This window comes from Aurantimonas marianensis (genome assembly GCF_024195285.1).
Taxonomy (GTDB): domain Bacteria; phylum Pseudomonadota; class Alphaproteobacteria; order Rhizobiales; family Rhizobiaceae; genus Aurantimonas; species Aurantimonas marianensis.
On sequence record NZ_JALHBS010000035.1, the window covers coordinates 98,564 to 116,057 of the forward strand.

General features: G+C 64.7%; 15 protein-coding genes and 1 riboswitch. Of the genes, 1 reads left to right on the forward strand and 14 read right to left on the reverse strand.

Annotation, left to right across the window (positions count from 1 at the left end; translation table 11 throughout):
• Nucleotides 1–211 precede the first annotated feature (211 nt).
• Complete coding sequence (locus MJ956_RS06910; RefSeq protein ID WP_253963743.1) at nucleotides 212–2,314, forward strand: hypothetical protein; 2,103 nt, start codon at nucleotides 212–214, stop codon at nucleotides 2,312–2,314.
• Nucleotides 2,315–2,470: 156 nt separating this feature from the next.
• Here the strand turns inward: MJ956_RS06910 and cobO are convergent, their stop codons facing one another.
• The 14 genes from cobO to metH form a co-directional block, all read right to left on the reverse strand.
• The gene (gene cobO / locus MJ956_RS06915; protein ID WP_253963744.1) at nucleotides 2,471–3,109 is read right to left on the reverse strand and encodes a cob(I)yrinic acid a,c-diamide adenosyltransferase; all 639 of its coding nucleotides are present in this window, start codon (nucleotides 3,107–3,109) and stop codon (nucleotides 2,471–2,473) included.
• On the reverse strand, nucleotides 3,106–3,564 hold the full coding sequence (locus MJ956_RS06920) for a GNAT family N-acetyltransferase (RefSeq protein ID WP_253963745.1): 459 nt from the start codon (nucleotides 3,562–3,564) through the stop codon (nucleotides 3,106–3,108). The genes cobO and MJ956_RS06920 overlap by 4 nt, the downstream gene beginning before the upstream one ends.
• On the reverse strand, nucleotides 3,561–7,334 hold the full coding sequence (gene cobN, locus MJ956_RS06925; protein ID WP_253963746.1) for a cobaltochelatase subunit CobN: 3,774 nt from the start codon (nucleotides 7,332–7,334) through the stop codon (nucleotides 3,561–3,563). The genes MJ956_RS06920 and cobN overlap by 4 nt, the downstream gene beginning before the upstream one ends.
• Nucleotides 7,335–7,345: 11 nt before the next feature.
• Nucleotides 7,346–8,428, reverse strand: a complete 1,083-nt coding sequence (gene cobW / locus MJ956_RS06930) for a cobalamin biosynthesis protein CobW (protein ID WP_253963747.1) — start codon at nucleotides 8,426–8,428, stop codon at nucleotides 7,346–7,348.
• 45 nt (nucleotides 8,429–8,473) lie between these two features.
• Nucleotides 8,474–9,004 carry a bifunctional adenosylcobinamide kinase/adenosylcobinamide-phosphate guanylyltransferase gene (cobU, locus tag MJ956_RS06935; protein WP_253963748.1) on the reverse strand — a complete coding sequence of 177 codons (531 nt, stop codon included), beginning with the start codon at nucleotides 9,002–9,004 and terminating at the stop codon, nucleotides 8,474–8,476.
• On the reverse strand, nucleotides 9,001–9,765 hold the full coding sequence (locus MJ956_RS06940) for a CbtA family protein (RefSeq protein WP_253963749.1): 765 nt from the start codon (nucleotides 9,763–9,765) through the stop codon (nucleotides 9,001–9,003). The genes cobU and MJ956_RS06940 overlap by 4 nt, the downstream gene beginning before the upstream one ends.
• A 97-nt stretch (nucleotides 9,766–9,862) precedes the next feature.
• On the reverse strand, nucleotides 9,863–10,039 hold the full coding sequence (locus tag MJ956_RS06945; protein WP_253963750.1) for a CbtB domain-containing protein: 177 nt from the start codon (nucleotides 10,037–10,039) through the stop codon (nucleotides 9,863–9,865).
• Between the two features lie 27 nt (nucleotides 10,040–10,066).
• Nucleotides 10,067–10,328: riboswitch (cobalamin riboswitch) on the reverse strand.
• 163 nt (nucleotides 10,329–10,491) lie between these two features.
• Nucleotides 10,492–10,641: a hypothetical protein gene (locus tag MJ956_RS06950; RefSeq protein WP_253963751.1), complete on the reverse strand. Its 150-nt coding sequence runs from the start codon at nucleotides 10,639–10,641 to the stop codon at nucleotides 10,492–10,494.
• Between the two features lie 67 nt (nucleotides 10,642–10,708).
• The gene (gene minE / locus MJ956_RS06955) at nucleotides 10,709–10,972 is read right to left on the reverse strand and encodes a cell division topological specificity factor MinE (RefSeq protein ID WP_253963752.1); all 264 of its coding nucleotides are present in this window, start codon (nucleotides 10,970–10,972) and stop codon (nucleotides 10,709–10,711) included.
• On the reverse strand, nucleotides 10,969–11,784 hold the full coding sequence (gene minD / locus MJ956_RS06960) for a septum site-determining protein MinD (RefSeq protein WP_253963753.1): 816 nt from the start codon (nucleotides 11,782–11,784) through the stop codon (nucleotides 10,969–10,971). Before minD ends, minE begins: the two co-directional genes overlap by 4 nt.
• A 32-nt stretch (nucleotides 11,785–11,816) precedes the next feature.
• On the reverse strand, nucleotides 11,817–12,578 hold the full coding sequence (gene minC / locus MJ956_RS06965) for a septum site-determining protein MinC (RefSeq protein WP_253963754.1): 762 nt from the start codon (nucleotides 12,576–12,578) through the stop codon (nucleotides 11,817–11,819).
• 137 nt (nucleotides 12,579–12,715) lie between these two features.
• Nucleotides 12,716–13,855 carry a CaiB/BaiF CoA transferase family protein gene (locus MJ956_RS06970; protein ID WP_253963755.1) on the reverse strand — a complete coding sequence of 380 codons (1,140 nt, stop codon included), beginning with the start codon at nucleotides 13,853–13,855 and terminating at the stop codon, nucleotides 12,716–12,718.
• Between the two features lie 72 nt (nucleotides 13,856–13,927).
• On the reverse strand, nucleotides 13,928–14,752 hold the full coding sequence (locus tag MJ956_RS06975; RefSeq protein ID WP_253963756.1) for a ferredoxin--NADP reductase: 825 nt from the start codon (nucleotides 14,750–14,752) through the stop codon (nucleotides 13,928–13,930).
• A 307-nt stretch (nucleotides 14,753–15,059) separates the two neighbouring features.
• Nucleotides 15,060–17,494: methionine synthase (metH, locus tag MJ956_RS06980; RefSeq protein ID WP_253963757.1), on the reverse strand; the 2,435-nt coding region annotated here is incomplete at its 5' end.

The following is a 17,494-nucleotide window of genomic DNA, read 5'->3' on the forward strand; positions in this document are numbered from 1 at the left end:
CCAATCAGAACGTCGCAATCCAACTCCATGCAGTCGTTCCGCTCAGCTTCACCGCGCCAAAAAACGGACGCTCGACTCAACCACGGCGTTGACCGCTATGCGTTTCATGCCGGATATCGCATTATGACTTATTGCTGCTGCCGGTTGCGTGTCACCAACGCCGCTACAGCAGCTTATATTACTGTTCCGCGACTGTCCTCGAGGTATCCTAATGACAGCCGAAGGCGAACGCTCAGCGCCACGGCCGATGGAGGAGATCGTGCACGCTCTGCGCGAGCTCGCGCAGAGCGAGGGATCGCTTCACTCGATTTCGGCGATCATCTATCGGGATTGGGTACTGACCATAGACACGGTCCAAGCGCGCGTTACGGACGACCCCGCGCAACGCTGGTCGACGGAGAAGCTCAACACGAACGAACTGATGCTCCTATTGGGACTTGCTGTTCAGTCTGGCTCCGACAGAATTTGGAACGTCCTACCTTCGGACGATGGCTTCGCAGATAAAGTCGACAAGCTACTGCGTGAGCTCCACGATCGGATCATCGTGGATTCTCCGTGGATAGACCGAGAAACACGTGCACTCGCTGACCCGTTAACAGTTATTGGAAGTATCGGCAGGGAGGCAATCTACTACGGCGCGGACGGATTCTACCTGCATCAGTTCCGTCAACTGGCGAGGCATCGCTTTCGCAGGGACCAGGAATGGATGCTCCAGAATGCCGGCATCTCTATCCGGCCGATTGTGGAGATTGCAACCTTCATCGGAAAACGCATCTCGCGGCAGATGGACGCTTGCGGCCAACGCAACAGCCGTGGAGTTTTGGAGCTGGGCGAATTCTTTAGCAGCCTTCTCATCGACAAAGCAGAGTTGAAGAAACGCTTTGGCGGCAAAGCCAACGCCTTCCTCGCGAAGTTCTCAACGCCTGCTACGAATGCCAACGCTTATTTCACTGACCCATTCACGATCAATCTGGTCGGCATCGCACCGCTGATCGACATTGGCGAGTACATCTTCGTACCGAGCCAGCACCGGCTATTTCAATCCGTTTACGAGAGTCCGTTCTATTGGATGATTGCGGATAAGTCGTACCGCGAGGCTGCTGCCGGACACCGAGGCCGATTCCTTGAGGAGACGGCGGCGCACCTCCTGACGAGTGTTTTCGGTTCGGGGCACGTACATCAGAACGTTACACTGTACCGGGGCAAGAAGATTGCTGGCGAGGTTGATGTGCTTGTCGCCTACGGTGAGTTCGTTATCGTGGGCCAAGCTAAATCAAAGCGTGTGTCGCTCAAGGCTCGTGCGGGCGATAAGGAGGCGCTTGAGAATGATTTTAAGGGGGCGATACAGCATCCGTATGAGCAAGCGCTTAGCTGCGCCAAGCTCATCATCAGCGGGGCGCGATGTGTGACTGCGGACGGTCGCACGCTCCAATTTCCTACCTTGCCGCGGATTTTTCCGATGGTTTTGTTGAGTGACCACTTCCCGGCTGCCTCGCAGCTTTCGGGGATGCTGCTGAAGCGCTTAGACGAAACGCCGCCGGTGATCTGGGACCTAGGTTTCCTCGATTGTGCCACCCGCATCCTTGCTTCGCCCGTTGAGGTAATCTTCTACCTGCAGGCGCGATCCCTGAATTTCGATAAGGTGACTTCGGACAGCGAGTTCAATTTCCTCGGTTATCACATTCGATCCAAGCTCGCGATTCCGGACGACGTCGACTGGATGATGCTCGATCGCGATTTCGCGACGGTTGTGGATGACTTCATGATTGCGGCCGACCTTGGCATCGAGGCGCAGCGGCCGCTCGGCATTCTCGAACAGCTTGAGATGCCTGTGATTTCGGAGCTGATTGGCGTTCTAAGGAGCGGCGACCCGGACCTCGCCGGCGTGGTCGTCGACATCTATGATTTTTCAGGTGCCGCGCTCGCTGATCTGTCTGCAACTATTCTCGATATGCGCGAAGAGGTGCGCGAGACCGGGAAAGCTCTCAAGGCCTTTTCAATTCAGACGGCCACAGGCGGCCTAACCTACATCGTCACTCATCACAGGGACGCAAAAACGGCACGCTCGGCGGAACTCTTGGGCGCAATGCATAAGTATGAAACCAAGAGCAACCGATGGTATGTAATCGTGGACACGATCGAGACAGACTTACCGGTAGATGGGCTGCTCCCGCTGATTTGGACATGGGTTGAGAACGAGGATGAGGCTGCGCGATTGAAGAAGGTAAGTGAGATGTTCAACACTCGGCAGGTGGCGGTGCGGGTTGGGGATGCCGCTGCAAGGAGAAGGGTGCTAACGAACAACGAGACTTAGCTAGCGCAGGCGCGTTACGCTGTCCGCTATGGCAGCAAATCCAGACATCACGCTGGCTGCCATAAAGATCGACGTTTTCGAGCTACTTCCCGAAACGGGGCTTTCAGCTCTCCCCCCAAAGCCGGTACCGGCATACCAATATCCAACCACCCGCCCCTAAAACTCGATCCCGACCTGCGCCTTCACGCCGGAGCGGAACGGGTGCTTGATCATCTCCATCTCGGTGACGAGGTCGGCGATCTCGATCAGCTCGTCCTTGGCGTTGCGGCCGGTGACGACGACATGCTTCATCGCCGGCTTGCCCTTGAGAAATTCGACCACCTCGGCAATGTCGAGATAGTCGTAGCGCAGGACGATGTTGAGCTCGTCGAGCAGCACCAGCTGGTGCTCGTCGTCCATGATCAGCGCCTTCGCCCGCTCCCACGCTGCCTTGGCGGCGGCGATGTCGCGCTGGCGGTCCTGCGTCTCCCAGGTGAAGCCGTCGCCCATCGCGGTCATCGTCACCTGGTCGGGAAAATGCTCCAGAACCTTGCGCTCGCCGGTCTCCCACTTGCCCTTGACGAACTGCACGATGGCGACCTTCATGCCGTTGCCCAGCGCCCGGAAGACGAGGCCGAAGGCGGCCGTCGACTTGCCCTTGCCCTTGCCGGTATGGACGATCAGCAGCCCCTTCTCGATCGTCTTGGTGGCGAGGATCTTGTCGCGCGCCGCCTTCTTCTTCTTCATCTTCTCGGCATGGCGGGCGTCGAGCTCGGCGTCCGACATTCCGTCCGTAATCTTGGCCTTGTCCGTCATTTCCCCATCCCATCGTCTGCCATCGGCGACCCCGCCAACGCCTTTGCGTAAAAGATCCGCTCTTCGCCCATCGGATAGTCGGCCAGCCGGCCGAACGGACGATAGCCCATCGCCTCGTAGAACCCCGGCGACTGGAAGGAATAGGTATCGACCCAGGCGCTGTGGCAACCCTCCGCCAGCGCGATCGTCTCGGCCTGTTCCAAAAGCCGCCGGCCCAGCCCCCGCCCCCGCCAGCGCTCGGGCACGGCAACGGTCTCGATCGACAGCCAGTCCCAGTAGAGCTTGCCGATCAGGCCGCCGTCGACGCCCTCATCATCGCTGAGCGCCAGCATGACGAAGCGCGGCGCGTAAGCGAATTTGCCCCGCGTCGCGGGTTCGGCGAGCGGCGCCACGATGCGGCTGTGCGCGTCCGTATCCGACATTTCGATGCGCTCGATCGTCACCACGCCGGTCATGGCGAGCGTCCGTCGATGCCACCGAGATGGGCACGGGCCGAGTTGGAGCGGGGCGACCACAAGCCGCGGTCGATCGCCTCGGCGAGCCGGTCGCTCATCTCGCGATAGGCGTTCGGGTTGTTCTCCAGCATGAAGGCGCGCACGTCGTCATCGGCGACGAAGGCCTGATAGACCGCGTCGAAATGATGATCGCGCACCGCGCCCGTCGTCGCCGAGAAGGCGAAGAGATAGTCGACCGTCGCGGCGATCTCGAAAGCACCCTTGTAGCCGTGGCGCATGATGCCGGCGATCCATTTCGGGTTGACGACGCGGGCTCGGACGACCCGGCCGATCTCTTCCTCCAGCGTCCGCACGACCGGGCGCTCGGGCCGGGAATGGTCGTTGTGATAGACGACGGGCCGTGTGCCGGAGACATGCTCCACCGCCGCCGTCATTCCGCCCTCGAACTGGTAGTAGTCGTCGGAATCCAGAAGGTCGTGCTCGCGATTGTCCTGATTCTGGACCACGGCCTCGATGCCGGCAAGCCGCGTCTCGAAACTCGCGCGCTCGGCCTCGCCTTCGGCATCCGCCCCGTAGGCATAGGAGCCCCAGACGAGGTAGCTCTCGGCGAGATCACCCTTGTCGTCCCAGCCCTTTTCGTCGATCAGCGCCTGCAGTCCCGCCCCGTAGGCACCGGGCTTCGATCCGAAAATCCGGAAGCCGGCGCGCTTGTCCGCCTCCTCCGGTGACTCTCCTTCCGCCATGAAGGCCTGCCGCTCGGCCGCCATCCGCGCGGCAATCGGGTTGTCGCCGGCCTCCTCGTCCAGCGCGCCGATCGCCCGGACCGCCCGGTCGAACAGCGCGATCTGGTCAGGAAAGGCATCGCGGAAGAAACCGGAAATGCGCAGCGTCACGTCGACCCGTGGCCGCCCGAGTTCGGCCAGCGTCACGATCTCGTAGCCGGTGACGCGGCGCGAGGCGCGATCCCAGACCGGCCGCGCCCCGACCAGCGCCAGCGCCTGCGCGATGTCGTCGCCGCCGGTGCGCATATTGGACGTGCCCCAGGCGGTGAGCCCGATCGAACGCGGCCAGTCGCCGTGATCCTGCGAATGTCGGATCACCAGGAGTTCGGCCGACTTCGCGCCGAGATGCCAGGCGGCTTCGGTCGGCACCGCGCGGGTGTCGACCGAAAAGAAGTTGCGGCCCGTCGGCAAGACGTCCGCCCGCCCCCGCGTCGGCGCGCCGGACGGCCCCGGCGGCACGAAGCGGCCGGAAAGCCCGGCCAGCAGCCCGGCGATCTCCGCCGGCCCCGAGCCCGTCACCGCCGGCTTCAGCCGCGCCGTCACATCCGCCATGACGACGCCTGTGGATTGCCACTTCGGCTGGGGCGTGATCTCGCCGGCGACGAGCTTTGCCGCCAGCAGTTCGATGCGCTCCACCGTGTCGCCCTGCGTCCGCCAGGAGTCTGTGGACAGGCTGTGGAAAACCTGTGGACATGGTCCCTCCCACGGCGCCGCCATGTCGCAGTCGAGCGGGTCGAACGGCGCCGAACCCGCTCCCAGCAGATCCGCCGCGATCGCCCGGTGCAGCGACGCCTCGCCCGGCTCCGTCCCGCGCGGCAGCCGCGCCAGCGCCACGACGAGATCGGTCAACAGCCGTCCCTCCGGCGCCTGGCCGAAGACGTGCAACCCGTCGCGGATCTGCATTTCCTTCAGGTCGCAGAGATAGGCGTCGAGCTTTTCCAGCGCCGTCTCCTCGGCGTCCGTCGCGCCGATCCCCGCGTCGCGGTCGAGGCCGATGTCGCGTACGAGATCGAGGATGCGGCCTTTCAAGAGCGTCAGACGCCGGGGGTCGGTGCCCGCCGCCTCGTAATATTCGTCGACCAGCGCCTCCAGATCCCGCAGCGGCCCGTAGGTTTCCGCCCGCGTCAATGGCGGCGTCAGATGGTCGATGATGACGGCGCTCGTCCGCCGCTTGGCCTGCGTGCCCTCGCCCGGATCGTTGACGATGAAGGGGTAGAGATGCGGCAACGGCCCGAACACCGCCTCGGGAAAGCAGGTTTCCGACAGCGCCAGCGCCTTGCCCGGCAGCCATTCGAGATTGCCGTGCTTGCCCATATGGACGACCGCGTCCACCTCATATGCGGACCTGAGATAGGCGTAGAGCGCCAGGTAGTTGTGCGGCGGCACAAGGTCGGGCGAGTGGTAGGTTTCCTTCGGATCGATGTTGTAGCCGCGCGCCGGCTGGATGCCGACCAGCGTCTCGCCGAACCGCGCCAGCGGCAGTGCGAAGGCCGCCTCGCCGCGATGCGTCACCACGAATGGATCGCCCTCCGGCGCACCCCAGCGTTCCGTCACCGCCGACCGCACGGCCTCCGGCAGTCCCGCGAAGAACCGTCGATAGGCCGCGACCGACAGCGTCTCGCGCACCTTGCGCATCGCGGTGCCGGCATTGGTCGGACCGGCCATCAGATGGTCGATCAGCGCGTTGCCGCTCTCAGGAATATCCGCCACCGGATAGCCCGCCGCCGCCATTGCCTCGAGCACTGCGATCGTGCCGGCCGGCGTGTCGAGCCCCACCCCGTTGCCGAGCCGCCCGTCCCGGTTGGGATAGTTGGCGAGCAGGATCGCCACACGCTTTTCCGAAACAGGTTTCCGCCGCAGCCGCGCCCAACGGGCCGCGAGCTCGGCGACGAACGCCACGCGGTCGGCCATCGAGCGGTGCGCGACGATATCCGTCTCGGTTAGCGCATCCCATTCGCCAGCCGATTTGAAGGCAATGGCGCGCGACAACACCCGCCCGTCAACCTCCGGCAACGCAACGCTCATCGCCAGATCGCGGGCCGACAACCCTTGCGCGGATGTCTTCCAGCTTTCCGCCGACCCGCTCGCCAAGACCGCCTGCAAGACGACGGCGCCCTGTTCCTCCAGAACCGTCGGAACGCGGTCTCCGCCCGGCGAGGACACCGCGAAGCCGGTCAGATTGACGACGACGTCGGGAGCCCGGTCCGCGAACAATGCCCGCACCGTCTCGATCGACACCGGGTCCTTCAGGCTGGAAACGAACACCGGCAGCACATCCAGCCCCCGCTCCGCCATTTCCTGCGCCAGCGCCTCGACCGGCTCGGTCTGCCCGCTCTGCACCAGCGCCCGGTAGAAAACGATCGCCGCGAGGGGTTTCTCTTCGGCTTCGACGGAGGATAGCGCCTTCGGGAAAGAATGGTCGGTGGCGCTGGATACTCGGGCACCAATCTCCAGCAGCCCCGCCTTCAGCAGCGGTTGTGCCTCGGCCGGCCATGCGCCGCCGCCAAGGATCGCACCGCAGGCCGCGAGAAACTTTTCGGCATTCGCCGCGCCGCCCTCGACCAGATAGCGCCAGAGCCGGTCGCGCTCGGCGAGCGGGATCGTGGTGTAGCGGTCGAGCCCCTGATCCGGCTTGTCGTCGCCGGGCAAGACGGCGAGCTTGGCTCCCGCCGCCTGCGCGTTGGCGATGAGCGCATCCAGCCCGTAGGGCCAGTACGCCGCGCCGCCGAGCAGCCGCACCACGACGAGCCTGGCGTGGCGTAGTGTCCGTTCCACATAGGTGTCGACCGACATCGGGTGTTTGAGGCGCAGAAGATTGGCGAGGCGCAGCGTCGGCGCCGTACCCCCGAGACGCCCAGCCGCCGCCGCCAGACTGGCGATTTCCGTGTCGGCGGCCGACAGCACCACGATATCGCCCGGCGACTGGCCGAGATCGACCGCCTCGCCGCCGTCGTCGATCGTGCCTTTCTGGGCGAGGAGGAGATGCAACGGGGCGCCCGCTATTCGGCGGCTTCTTTGGCCGCGCTCTCGGCCAGCGCGCGAATCTCGGCCTCTATCCGCACGGCGTCGAGGCCGTCATGCAGCCCGATGACGACAAGACGCGTGGCCCGGGTTTCGCCGGGTGCCCAGGCGCGGTCGAAATAGGTTTCGATGCGCTTGCCGACCGCCTGCACGACCAGCCGCATCTGCTTGCCCGGCACGTCGGCGAAACCCTTCAGCCGTAAGATGTCATGGGTCGCGATCAGTCTCGACAGCCCCTTCGCGAAAGTCGCGGGATCGGGCACGGCGCCGGCATCGACGACGAAGCTCTCGAATTCGTCATGGTCGTGGTCGTGCGCCTCGCCTTCATGCTCCAACTCGTGATGCGATTTGCGCCCGGCGATGAGGTCTTCCGTGCCGGCGGCGATGCCGAGCAGCACGTCCGCCGGCAGCTTGCCGCCCTCCGCGGTGACGATCTTCACCGCGCGCGCGCTCTTTTGCCCGATCTCACGCCGCACCCGCTCCAATGTCGGAGCATCGACCAGATCGGCCTTGTTGAGGACGATGAGGTCGGCGGCCGTGATCTGGTCCTCGAACAGCTCCTCCAGCGGTTTGTCGTGGTCGAGGCTCTCGTCCGCCGCCCGCTGGGCCGCCACCTTTTCCTCGTCGTCGGCAAAGCGACCGTCGGCGACGGCCGCCGTATCGATCACCGTAACGACGCCGTCGACGGTCACCCGCGTCTTCACCTCCGGCCAGTTGAAGGCCGCGACCAGCGGCTGCGGCAAGGCGAGGCCCGAGGTTTCGATGACGATGAGATCGGGTACGCGATCACGCTCCAAAAGCCTGGTCATCGTTGGGATGAAGTCGTCGGCGACAGTGCAGCAGATGCAGCCATTGGTCAGCTCCACCACGTCGTCCTCGCCGCAGGTCTCGATACCGCAGCCTTTGAGGATATCGCCGTCAACGCCGAGATCACCAAACTCATTAATGATCAGCGCGATCTTCCGGCCACCGGCATTCTGCAGGAGGTTGCGGATCAGCGTCGTCTTGCCCGCACCGAGAAAGCCGGTGATGACGGTGGCGGGAATTTTCTGGCCCTGCATGGGTGCCTCCATTGTCGCGATCATCCCGACTTCGACGGTCGGCGATCAGCCCTTCAGTTTCATCGGCAGGCCGGCGGCGACGAAGATGACCTTCGCCGCGACCGCCGCAACCGCCTGGTGCAACCGGCCCGCGTGATCACGAAAATCACGGGCCATCGCGTTCTCCGGCACGATCCCGAGCCCGACCTCGTTGGAGACGAGGATCACCGGACCTGGAAGCCTCGCGGCGAGATGATCCGCCAGCGCCTGGCATTCCGCCGCGACCGGACGTCCCTCCATCATGAGGTTGGTCAGCCACAGCGTCAGGCAATCGACGAGGACCACATGCTCCGGCTCGGCTTCGCGCCCGATCGCGGCAACCAGATCGAGCGGCACTTCGACCGTTCGCCAGCCCTTGCCCCGCCGCTCCCGGTGCTCGCCGATGCGCGCCTCCATCTCGGCATCGAAAGCCCTGCCCGTCGCGAGATAGACGGGAGCAAGACCGCTCGCTTCGGCCAGTCGCTCGGCAAGGGCGCTCTTGCCGGAGCGGGCTCCGCCAAGAATGAGAGTGACACCATCGCCGAGCGCTACACTCACGCCGCGCGAGTCCCGAACCGGTCCATCACGAAGCCGACGCTGAGCCCCAGAAGAACCCAGAACACGGCCGTCGTCGCCAGCGAAATGACCGCGAACTCCGCGGCAAGCGTTGGCGGAACCGGGCTCGCAAGGTCAAGCGGGTGCGGGGCGCCGACCACATGCGGCACGGCCAGCATCACGATTGCGGCCAATGTCGTCCATAGCTCGCGTCGGAACACGAGAAGGTAGAGCGCTCCTGCGGTCAACGTGACGACGGCGGCCCACCAGACCTGTCGTGCGAACAGGTCGGCGGCCGGCATTGCCGGCAGTTCAGGTGGCAGGCCGAGCGCGGGCGCCAGGCCCACGGTCGCAAAGCCCGCCAAACCCCACAGAACGCCGTTCGACCAAGTGATCGCGCGGCCGGTGAGCAGGCTGACGGCGGCGAGGATCAGTGCGAAGCCGCCACCCGCCACGATGTTCGCCGACAGCGTGCCAAGCAGACGGCCGAAGAACGGCGATGCGCCCGCCGCTTCGCTGCTCGCACCGGCTGCCGTGTCGTGGTCATGGACGAGAACCAATTCGCCACCGAACAGCTCTGGCATTTGCCGGCTTTCCGTCAGGCCGCCGCGATCGGCACCGGCCGCCTCGTGTCCCCGGCTACCGCTCTCATATTCCTCGGCCTGGAGGATCAGTGGGACCACGCCGGCATATTGGATAGGCGTCATGAGGACACCGACAAACAGGCCGGCAACCAGCGCGGCCAACAGGAATCTGACAATCATAGCGATACCCCTTTCCGCGCCGACGAGGTCGGGCGGTTCCGATCAATACGACAAAGCAAAAGCCTGGTCCGCGTCATGGCGGCCGGGCAGACAATGCTTAGTGGCAGGGGAATCCGTAGGAATGCCGCACATCATGCGCCGTATCATGCACCGCCGCCGAATGGGCGAACCCGATGCCGAAGACGAAAAACACTCCGAGAACCAGCGCCGCGAGTCCGGTCGCGATACGCGTCGAAGCTCCGGCATGGACAATGCTGTAGGTAGTGGCAGTCATATCAACCTCCGTGACGGCCGCGAAATGCGGCGGTTTCCAAGGCCGGCAGGTCTCCTGGCTCACGGGTCGTCGGTCGTCGCCTCGCCTTCCCGAAGCCGAAGCTTCAGTGGCTTTCCGATCGGTCCGCCGATGCTGATGACATCGTCGGAACGGATCGGCGGTGAACACCTCGCCGCTCTACAGTCGCGGGGTCGGCTGCAATGAAGGCCCCCTGCTTGGGTCGGCCCGTCGCATTCCCTCTTCGCCCCGGCCGCTTGGCAGCCGGGGAACCGTCCTTCGACCGGATCGGGCGTTTCTCGCGCCCTCCCGATCAATTTGTCACAGTAGCGATCACCGCCTATGGCGCAAGCGATTTCGCGCCCGCCCGAACAGGGTCTCCGAAACGCATTGCGGCCCGGCCCCGCAATGCGAAGCCGGACCGCTCGATACTGTTCGATGGAAGGCGCCTGGCGTCAGCGCGCGGCGGCCTGCTCGCAGGCTTCCACATGCTTGGCGAGCGCCTCGGTCGAGAGAATGGCGCTGATCGTGCGAATGTCGCGGTTCCGGAATTTCGGCGTCTGCTGCAATTCCTTCAACCGCTCCAGGAGGGTTACTCGACTCATGCTGGTCTCCTTTTCCTGTCGGGAGCCGCCGCGGTCGGGTGCGGCGGGCTCGTTGGACGAGAGGCCGTCAGGCCGCCCGCACGCTGGCGGTCGTGGGGATTTCGATGTCGACCTCAAGGGTCGAGACGTTCTCGCCGCGATCCATCTTGACGCTCACCATGTCCCCATCGAGCTGCACATGCCTGGCGATGACAGCCAGAATTTCCTCCCGAAGCTGAGCGACGAGATCGGAGTGCCCGACCGTCGCGCGCTCGTGAGCGAGCAGCACCTGCAGGCGCTCGCGCGCCCTCGGCGCCGAGGTCTGTTTGCTGAAGAAGCTGAAAAGGCTCATGCCGCCCTCCTGCCGAAGAGTTTGCCGAACAGACCGCGCTTCTCGCCGGGCACCGACATCGGCACCTGTTCGCCGGCAAGGCGGCGGGCGGCGTCTCTGTAGGCGAGAGCCGGCGCGCTGTGGTTCTCGCCGAGCGTCACCGGCGTTCCGAGATTCGACGCCCGCAACACGTCCATGCTCTCGGGGATAATGCCGAGGAGCGGGATCGACAGGATATCGAGAACGTCCTCGACCTTCAGCATGTCGCCGCGCTCGGCGCGGGCGGGGTCGTAGCGGGTCAACAGCAGATGCTTCTCGATCCGCTCGCCGCGCTCCGCCTTGGCGGTCTTGGAATCGAGCAAACCGATGATCCGATCCGAGTCACGCACCGAGGACACTTCCGGATTGGTGACGACAACGGCCACGTCGGCATGGCGCATCGCAAGTGTCGCGCCCCGCTCGATGCCGGCCGGGCTGTCGCAGATCACCCAGTCGAAGGTCTTTTTCAACTCCTCCATCACCACTTCGACGCCCTCGGCGGTGAGGTTGTCCTTGTCGCGCGTCTGCGAGGCCGGCAGCAGAAAGAGCGTCTCCAGCCGCTTGTCGCGGATCAGCGCCTGCGCCAGCTTGGCGTCGCCCTGGACGACGTTGATCAGGTCGTAGACCACACGCCGCTCGGCGCCCATGACCAGATCGAGATTGCGCAGGCCGACGTCGAAATCGACGACGACCGTCTTCTCTCCACGCTGGGCCAGCGCCGCACCCAGCGCGGCGGTGGAGGTCGTCTTGCCGACGCCTCCCTTGCCTGACGTCACCACGATTACTTTTGCCATCTTGCTCTCCTGCTTTCCGGCCGATGACGGCCTCAGCCCAGAATTTCCGCTTTGATCGTGTCACCTTCGAGCCAGACCTGGACGGCCTGGCCGCGGTATTTCGGCTCCATGTCCTCGGCCGTCTTGTAGAGGCCGTCGATCGCCACCAGCTCGGCTTCGAGCTTGCGGCAGAAGATCCGCGCCGAGGCGTTGCCGACGGACCCCGCCATCGCCCTGCCCCGAAGCGTTCCGTAGACGTGGATCGAGCCGCCGGCGACGACCTCCGACCCCGATGCCACCGACCCCAGAATGGTCACGTCGCCCTCTGGAAAGATCACCGACTGGCCGGAACGCACCGGCTCGGTGATGATGATCGAGGGCATCGCCTTGACCGGCTGCGGGTCTGGCACTTGCGCGGTCGCCGGTTTGTTCGCCGCCTTGGATTTCGTCGATTCGGTCTTCTTCGGCGCGGGCTCTTCCGCCGGTGGCTCGAAATCGGCGGCGGGCCTGCCGCCTTTCATCGCCGGCGGCATGCCGAAGCCGAGCAGCGATGCGCGCGCGCCTTCGATTCCCATGATCCGCACGCTGCGCTCGCCGAGCTCGCCGATCAGCTCCTTCAACTGCGCCTGGTCGATCTCGAGTCCCTCGACATCGAGCACGATCGGCCGGCCAAGAAAGAAGCCGGTGGAGCGGGCGGCGAGATCATCGAGCCGGGTGAGCCACGCGTCGAACGGAAGTTCCGGCGCGAGTACGAGCGCGAGAAACGAACGGCCCTTCAGGCGGATCGGGCGGGTGTCGGTCAGGGTGTTGGTCATCTCGGTTAATTTTCGGTTGCTACGGCGATCTAAGCGGGATGGGGTTAACCAGTGCTTAACGCGCGGAGCCTGCGCAGGGCTGACGCGTCCAGCCGACCGTCGAAACCAATTGTCGTCGGCGCGCCGAAAAGGCCGGTTCAGCCGCGGTCGCCGAAGCGCGCGCCCTGATGCTCGCCGAGCTTCGGCGCCGGCCGGTCCAGGGACAGATCGACGTCTCCAAAAACGATGGGAGTACGAATTCCTGCAATGCCTTGTGGCATGATCTTCATGTTTCGATGCAGAATTTGCGGGTCGGCGAAAACCTCCGCGACATCGTTGATCGGTCCGGCCGGCACCCCGACCGTCTCGAGTTCCGCCAGAAGGCGGTCGCGTGTCCATGCGCCGATCGCCGCCGTCAGGATCGGCGTGAGCGCGTCGCGGTTCGCCACCCGTGCCTCGTTGGTCCGATAGCGTTCGTCCATGGCCAGATCACCCAGTCCGAGCACGTCGCAGAGCCGCTCGAACTGGCGGTCATTGCCGCAGGCGACGATGAGGTGGCCGTCTGCGACCGGAAAGACCTGGTAGGGCACGATGTTGGGATGGGCGTTGCCGAGCCGCCGCGGCGCGATCCCGGTGGTAAAGTAGTTCAGCGCCTGGTTGGCGAGGACGCCGGCCATGCAGTCATAGAGCGCCATGTCGACGAACTGGCCGCGGCCCGTCCGCGCGCGATCGGTCAACGCCGCCTGGATGGCGATTGTCCCATACAGCCCGGTGAAGATGTCGGCGAAGGCGACGCCGATCTTTTGCGGCTCGTCGTCCGGCGCTCCGGTCAGGCTCATGATGCCGCCCATGCCCTGGATCATGAAATCGTAGCCGGCCCGGCCAGCATAGGGGCCGTCTTGGCCAAAGCCGGTGACCGAGCAATAGACGAGGCGCGGATTGGCCGATTTGAGGCTGTCGTAGTCGAGGCCGTATTTCTGGAGGCCGCCGACCTTGAAATTTTCGATCAGAACGTCTGCCTCGGACGCCAATTCGCGGACCAGCGCCCGCCCCGCCTCGGTGGAAAAATCCGCCACTACCGACCGCTTGCCCCGATTGCAGGCGTGGAAATAGGCGGCCGTCCGCTCGCCATCCCGATTGATGAAAGGGGGCCCCCAGCCGCGCGTATCGTCACTCGCCGGACTCTCGACCTTGATGACGTCGGCACCGAGGTCGGCCAGCGTCTGGCCGATCCAGGGACCGGCCAGAATGCGCGCGAGTTCCAGGACCTTCAGGCCGGTGTGGGGAGATTGGCTCATAAAGCCGCCGTGCCGCTCCGGGCGCATCCTGTCAAGCAGCGCCGGCTTCGACGCGGCCGCTTGAGCAGCGCCTCAGTCGACGAACGCCCGCTCCACCACATAGGTGTCCGGCCGGCTGTTGGCGCCTTCCACGAAGCCGCGCGCGTCGAGCAGCTTCTCGGTGTCCTTCAGCATCGCCATCGAGCCGCAGATCATCGCCCGGTCGTCGGTCGGATCGAGCGGCGGAATGCCGAGTTCGTCGAACAGGCGGCCGGTCTCGATCAGCGTGGTGATCCGGTGGCGGCGGGTTTCGCCCTCCCGCGTCGCGCTCGCATGAAACAGCAGCTTGTCGCCGATGAACTCGCTCATCAATTCATCCGAGCGCGCCGTCGCGACGAGCTCCCGCCCGTAAGTCAGTTCGGCTTCGAGCCGGCAGGTCTGGGTCAGGATCACCTGCTCGAACTTCTCGTAGGTTTCCGGGTCGCGGACGACGCCCGCGAAAGGCGCGATGCCCGTCCCGGTGGAGAACAGGAACAATCGCTTGCCGGGCTTCAACGCGTCGAGCACCAGTGTGCCGGTGGACTTCTTGCGCATCAGCACGGTATCGCCGACGGCGATCTTCTGCAGATGCTCGGTCAGCGGCCCGTCCGGCACCTTGATCGAGAAGAACTCCAGTTCCTCGTCCCAGGAGGGGCTGGCGATCGAATAGGCGCGAAAAACAGGCTTCTCCGCGTTTGGCAGGCCGATCATGACGAATTCGCCCGAGCGGAACCGGAAGCTCTGCGGCCGGGAAATGCGGAACGAGAACAAGCTGTCCGTGTAGTGCGTCACCGACGTCACGGTCTCGGCGAAGACGCCTGCCGGAATGGGAAAGGCGGGCTCCGGCGTACGCTCCATCTGGAGGGCGAGAGAACTCATCGGGTTTCGTCCTTTTCCATTCGCAATCGGCGCGTTGCACCACTCACAGCGATTCGCCCACCCGGCGTAAGCGCTCGCGCCCCGTCTGCCGCCGACTCTTCCATCCCGTTTGTCGGGAGAAGCGGTTGTTGGACCGCCCGCAACTTCGCCGCCTCACTGATCGTCACGGCAGTATATAGTCCCCTGATACCGCACCGCAGCGTCGCGCATTCCAAATCTCCGCGCGATTGCGGGAAATTTTTCGCGCCAGGCGCGATCCGAGGACCGACCTTCCCCGGTGCCATGGCGCGCATCCGGGTTGCGCTGCCTATTCGGCCGCCTCCGCCCGAGGCGCTTCCGCCGGTTTGGGAACATAATTCAGCACCGGCGCCAGCCAGCGCTCGACCTCGCCGACTTCCATCCCCTTGCGACGGGCGTAGTCCTCAACCTGATCACGCTCGACCTTGGCGACCCCGAAATAATACGAGTCGGGATGCCCGAGATAAAGGCCCGAAACCGACGATCCCGGCCACATGGCGTAGCTTTCCGTCAGCTTCACCCCGATCTTCGCCTCGGCATCGAGCAGCCGGAACAGCGTCGCCTTCTCGGTGTGATCGGGCTGGGCGGGATAGCCCGGCGCCGGCCGGATCCCGGCATAAGGCTCGCCAGCCAGTTCGTCCGGTGAAAACGCCTCGTCGGGCGAAGTGCCCCAGAACTTCCGGCGGACCCGCTCGTGCATCAACTCCGCGAACGCCTCGGCGAAACGGTCGGCGAGCGCCTTCACCATGATCGAGGCGTAATCGTCATTCGCCTTGGCGAAGCGATTGGCGATCGCCTCCTCCTCGATCCCGGCGGTCACGACGAATCCGCCAATATAATCGGCCTTGCCGCTGCCCTCCGGCGCGACGAAGTCCGCCAGCGCCAGATTTGGCCGGTCGCCGCGCTTGGCGAGTTGCTGGCGCAGGGTGAAGAAGGTCGCGATCTCATCCTGGCGATCATCGCCGGTGTAGAGCCGGATATCGTCACCGACGGCGTTCGCCGGCCAGAAGCCGATCACCGCCTGAGGCCGGAACCATTTTTCCGCGATGATCTGCTTCAGCATCGCCTGCGCGTCGGCAAACAGCGATCGCGCCGCCTCCCCTTGCTTCTCGTCGTCGAGGATCGCCGGATATCGGCCTTTCAGCTCCCAGGTCTGGAAGAATGGCGTCCAGTCGATATAGCGCGACAGCTCCTTCAGATCCCAATTGTCGAAGACCTTCACGCCGGTGAAGGACGGCGCCGCCGGCTCGAACGCCGCCCAATCGGGCTTGAAGGCGTTGGCGCGAGCCTTGGCCAGCGGCAGGCGCTGCTTGTCCCGCTCGCCCTTTTCGTGCGCCTCGGCAACCTTGCGATATTCCGCCTGAATCCCGTCGACGAAGCCGGACTTGGCCTCCGCCGACAAAAGGTTGGAGACGACGCCGACGGCGCGCGAAGCGTCGTTGACGTGGACCGTCTGGCCCCGATCATAGCGCGGATCGATCTTCACCGCCGTATGCACGCGGCTGGTCGTCGCGCCGCCGATCAGCAGCGGAATGTCGAAACCCTCGCGCTCCAACTCCGAGGCGACATGCACCATCTCGTCGAGCGACGGCGTGATCAGGCCGGACAGGCCGATGATGTCGACCTGCTCCTTCCGCGCGGTTTCGAGAATCTTCGCCGAGGGCACCATGACGCCGAGATCGATGACCTCGTAATTGTTGCAGGCGAGGACGACGCCGACGATGTTCTTGCCGATGTCGTGGACATCGCCCTTGACCGTCGCCATCAGCACCTTGCCGGCGTTCTTGCGCCCCTCGCCGCCGTTCAGCCGCTTCTCCTCCTCCATGTAGGGCAGCAGAAGCGCGACCGCCTGCTTCATGACGCGCGCCGACTTGACCACCTGTGGCAGGAACATCTTGCCGGCGCCGAACAGATCGCCGACGATATTCATGCCGTCCATCAGCGGCCCTTCGATGACGTGCAACGGGCGCTCGGCGGCCTGCCGCGCCTCCTCGGTGTCGGCGTCGATATATTCGGTGATGCCGTTGACGAGAGCATGGGCAAGCCGCTCGCTCACCGGCTTTTCGCGCCAGGTCAGATCCTTCGCCTTGGCCTCCTGGCCGCCCTGCCCGCGCCAGCGCTCGGCGAGTTCCAGAAGCCGCTCGGTCCCGTCGTCGCTTCGGTTGAGCACGACGTCCTCGCAGGCCTTACGCAGTTCCGGATCGATGGAGTCATAGACCGCCAGCTGACCGGCATTGACGATACCCATGTCCATCCCCGCCTGGATGGCGTGATAGAGGAACACGGCGTGCATTGCCTCGCGCACCGCCTCGTTGCCGCGGAACGAGAAGGACAGGTTCGACACGCCGCCCGAGACGTGAACGTGCGGCAGGGTTTCGCGGAGCTGACGTGTCGCCTCGATGAAGGCAACGCCGTAACCATTGTGCTCCTCGATGCCGGTCGCCACCGCGAAGATGTTCGGATCGAAGACGATGTCCTCCGGCGGAAAGCCCGCCTCTTCGGTCAGGAGCTTGTAGGCGCGGGTACAAATCGCAACCTTGCGCTCGATCGTGTCGGCCTGGCCCTTTTCGTCGAAGGCCATGACGACGACCGCCGCGCCATAGGCGCGTACCAGCCGCGCCTGTTCCAGAAACGCCGCCTCGCCCTCCTTCATCGAGATCGAGTTCACCAGCGGCTTGCCCTGGACGCATTTCAGCCCCGCCTCGATCACCTCGAACTTGGAGG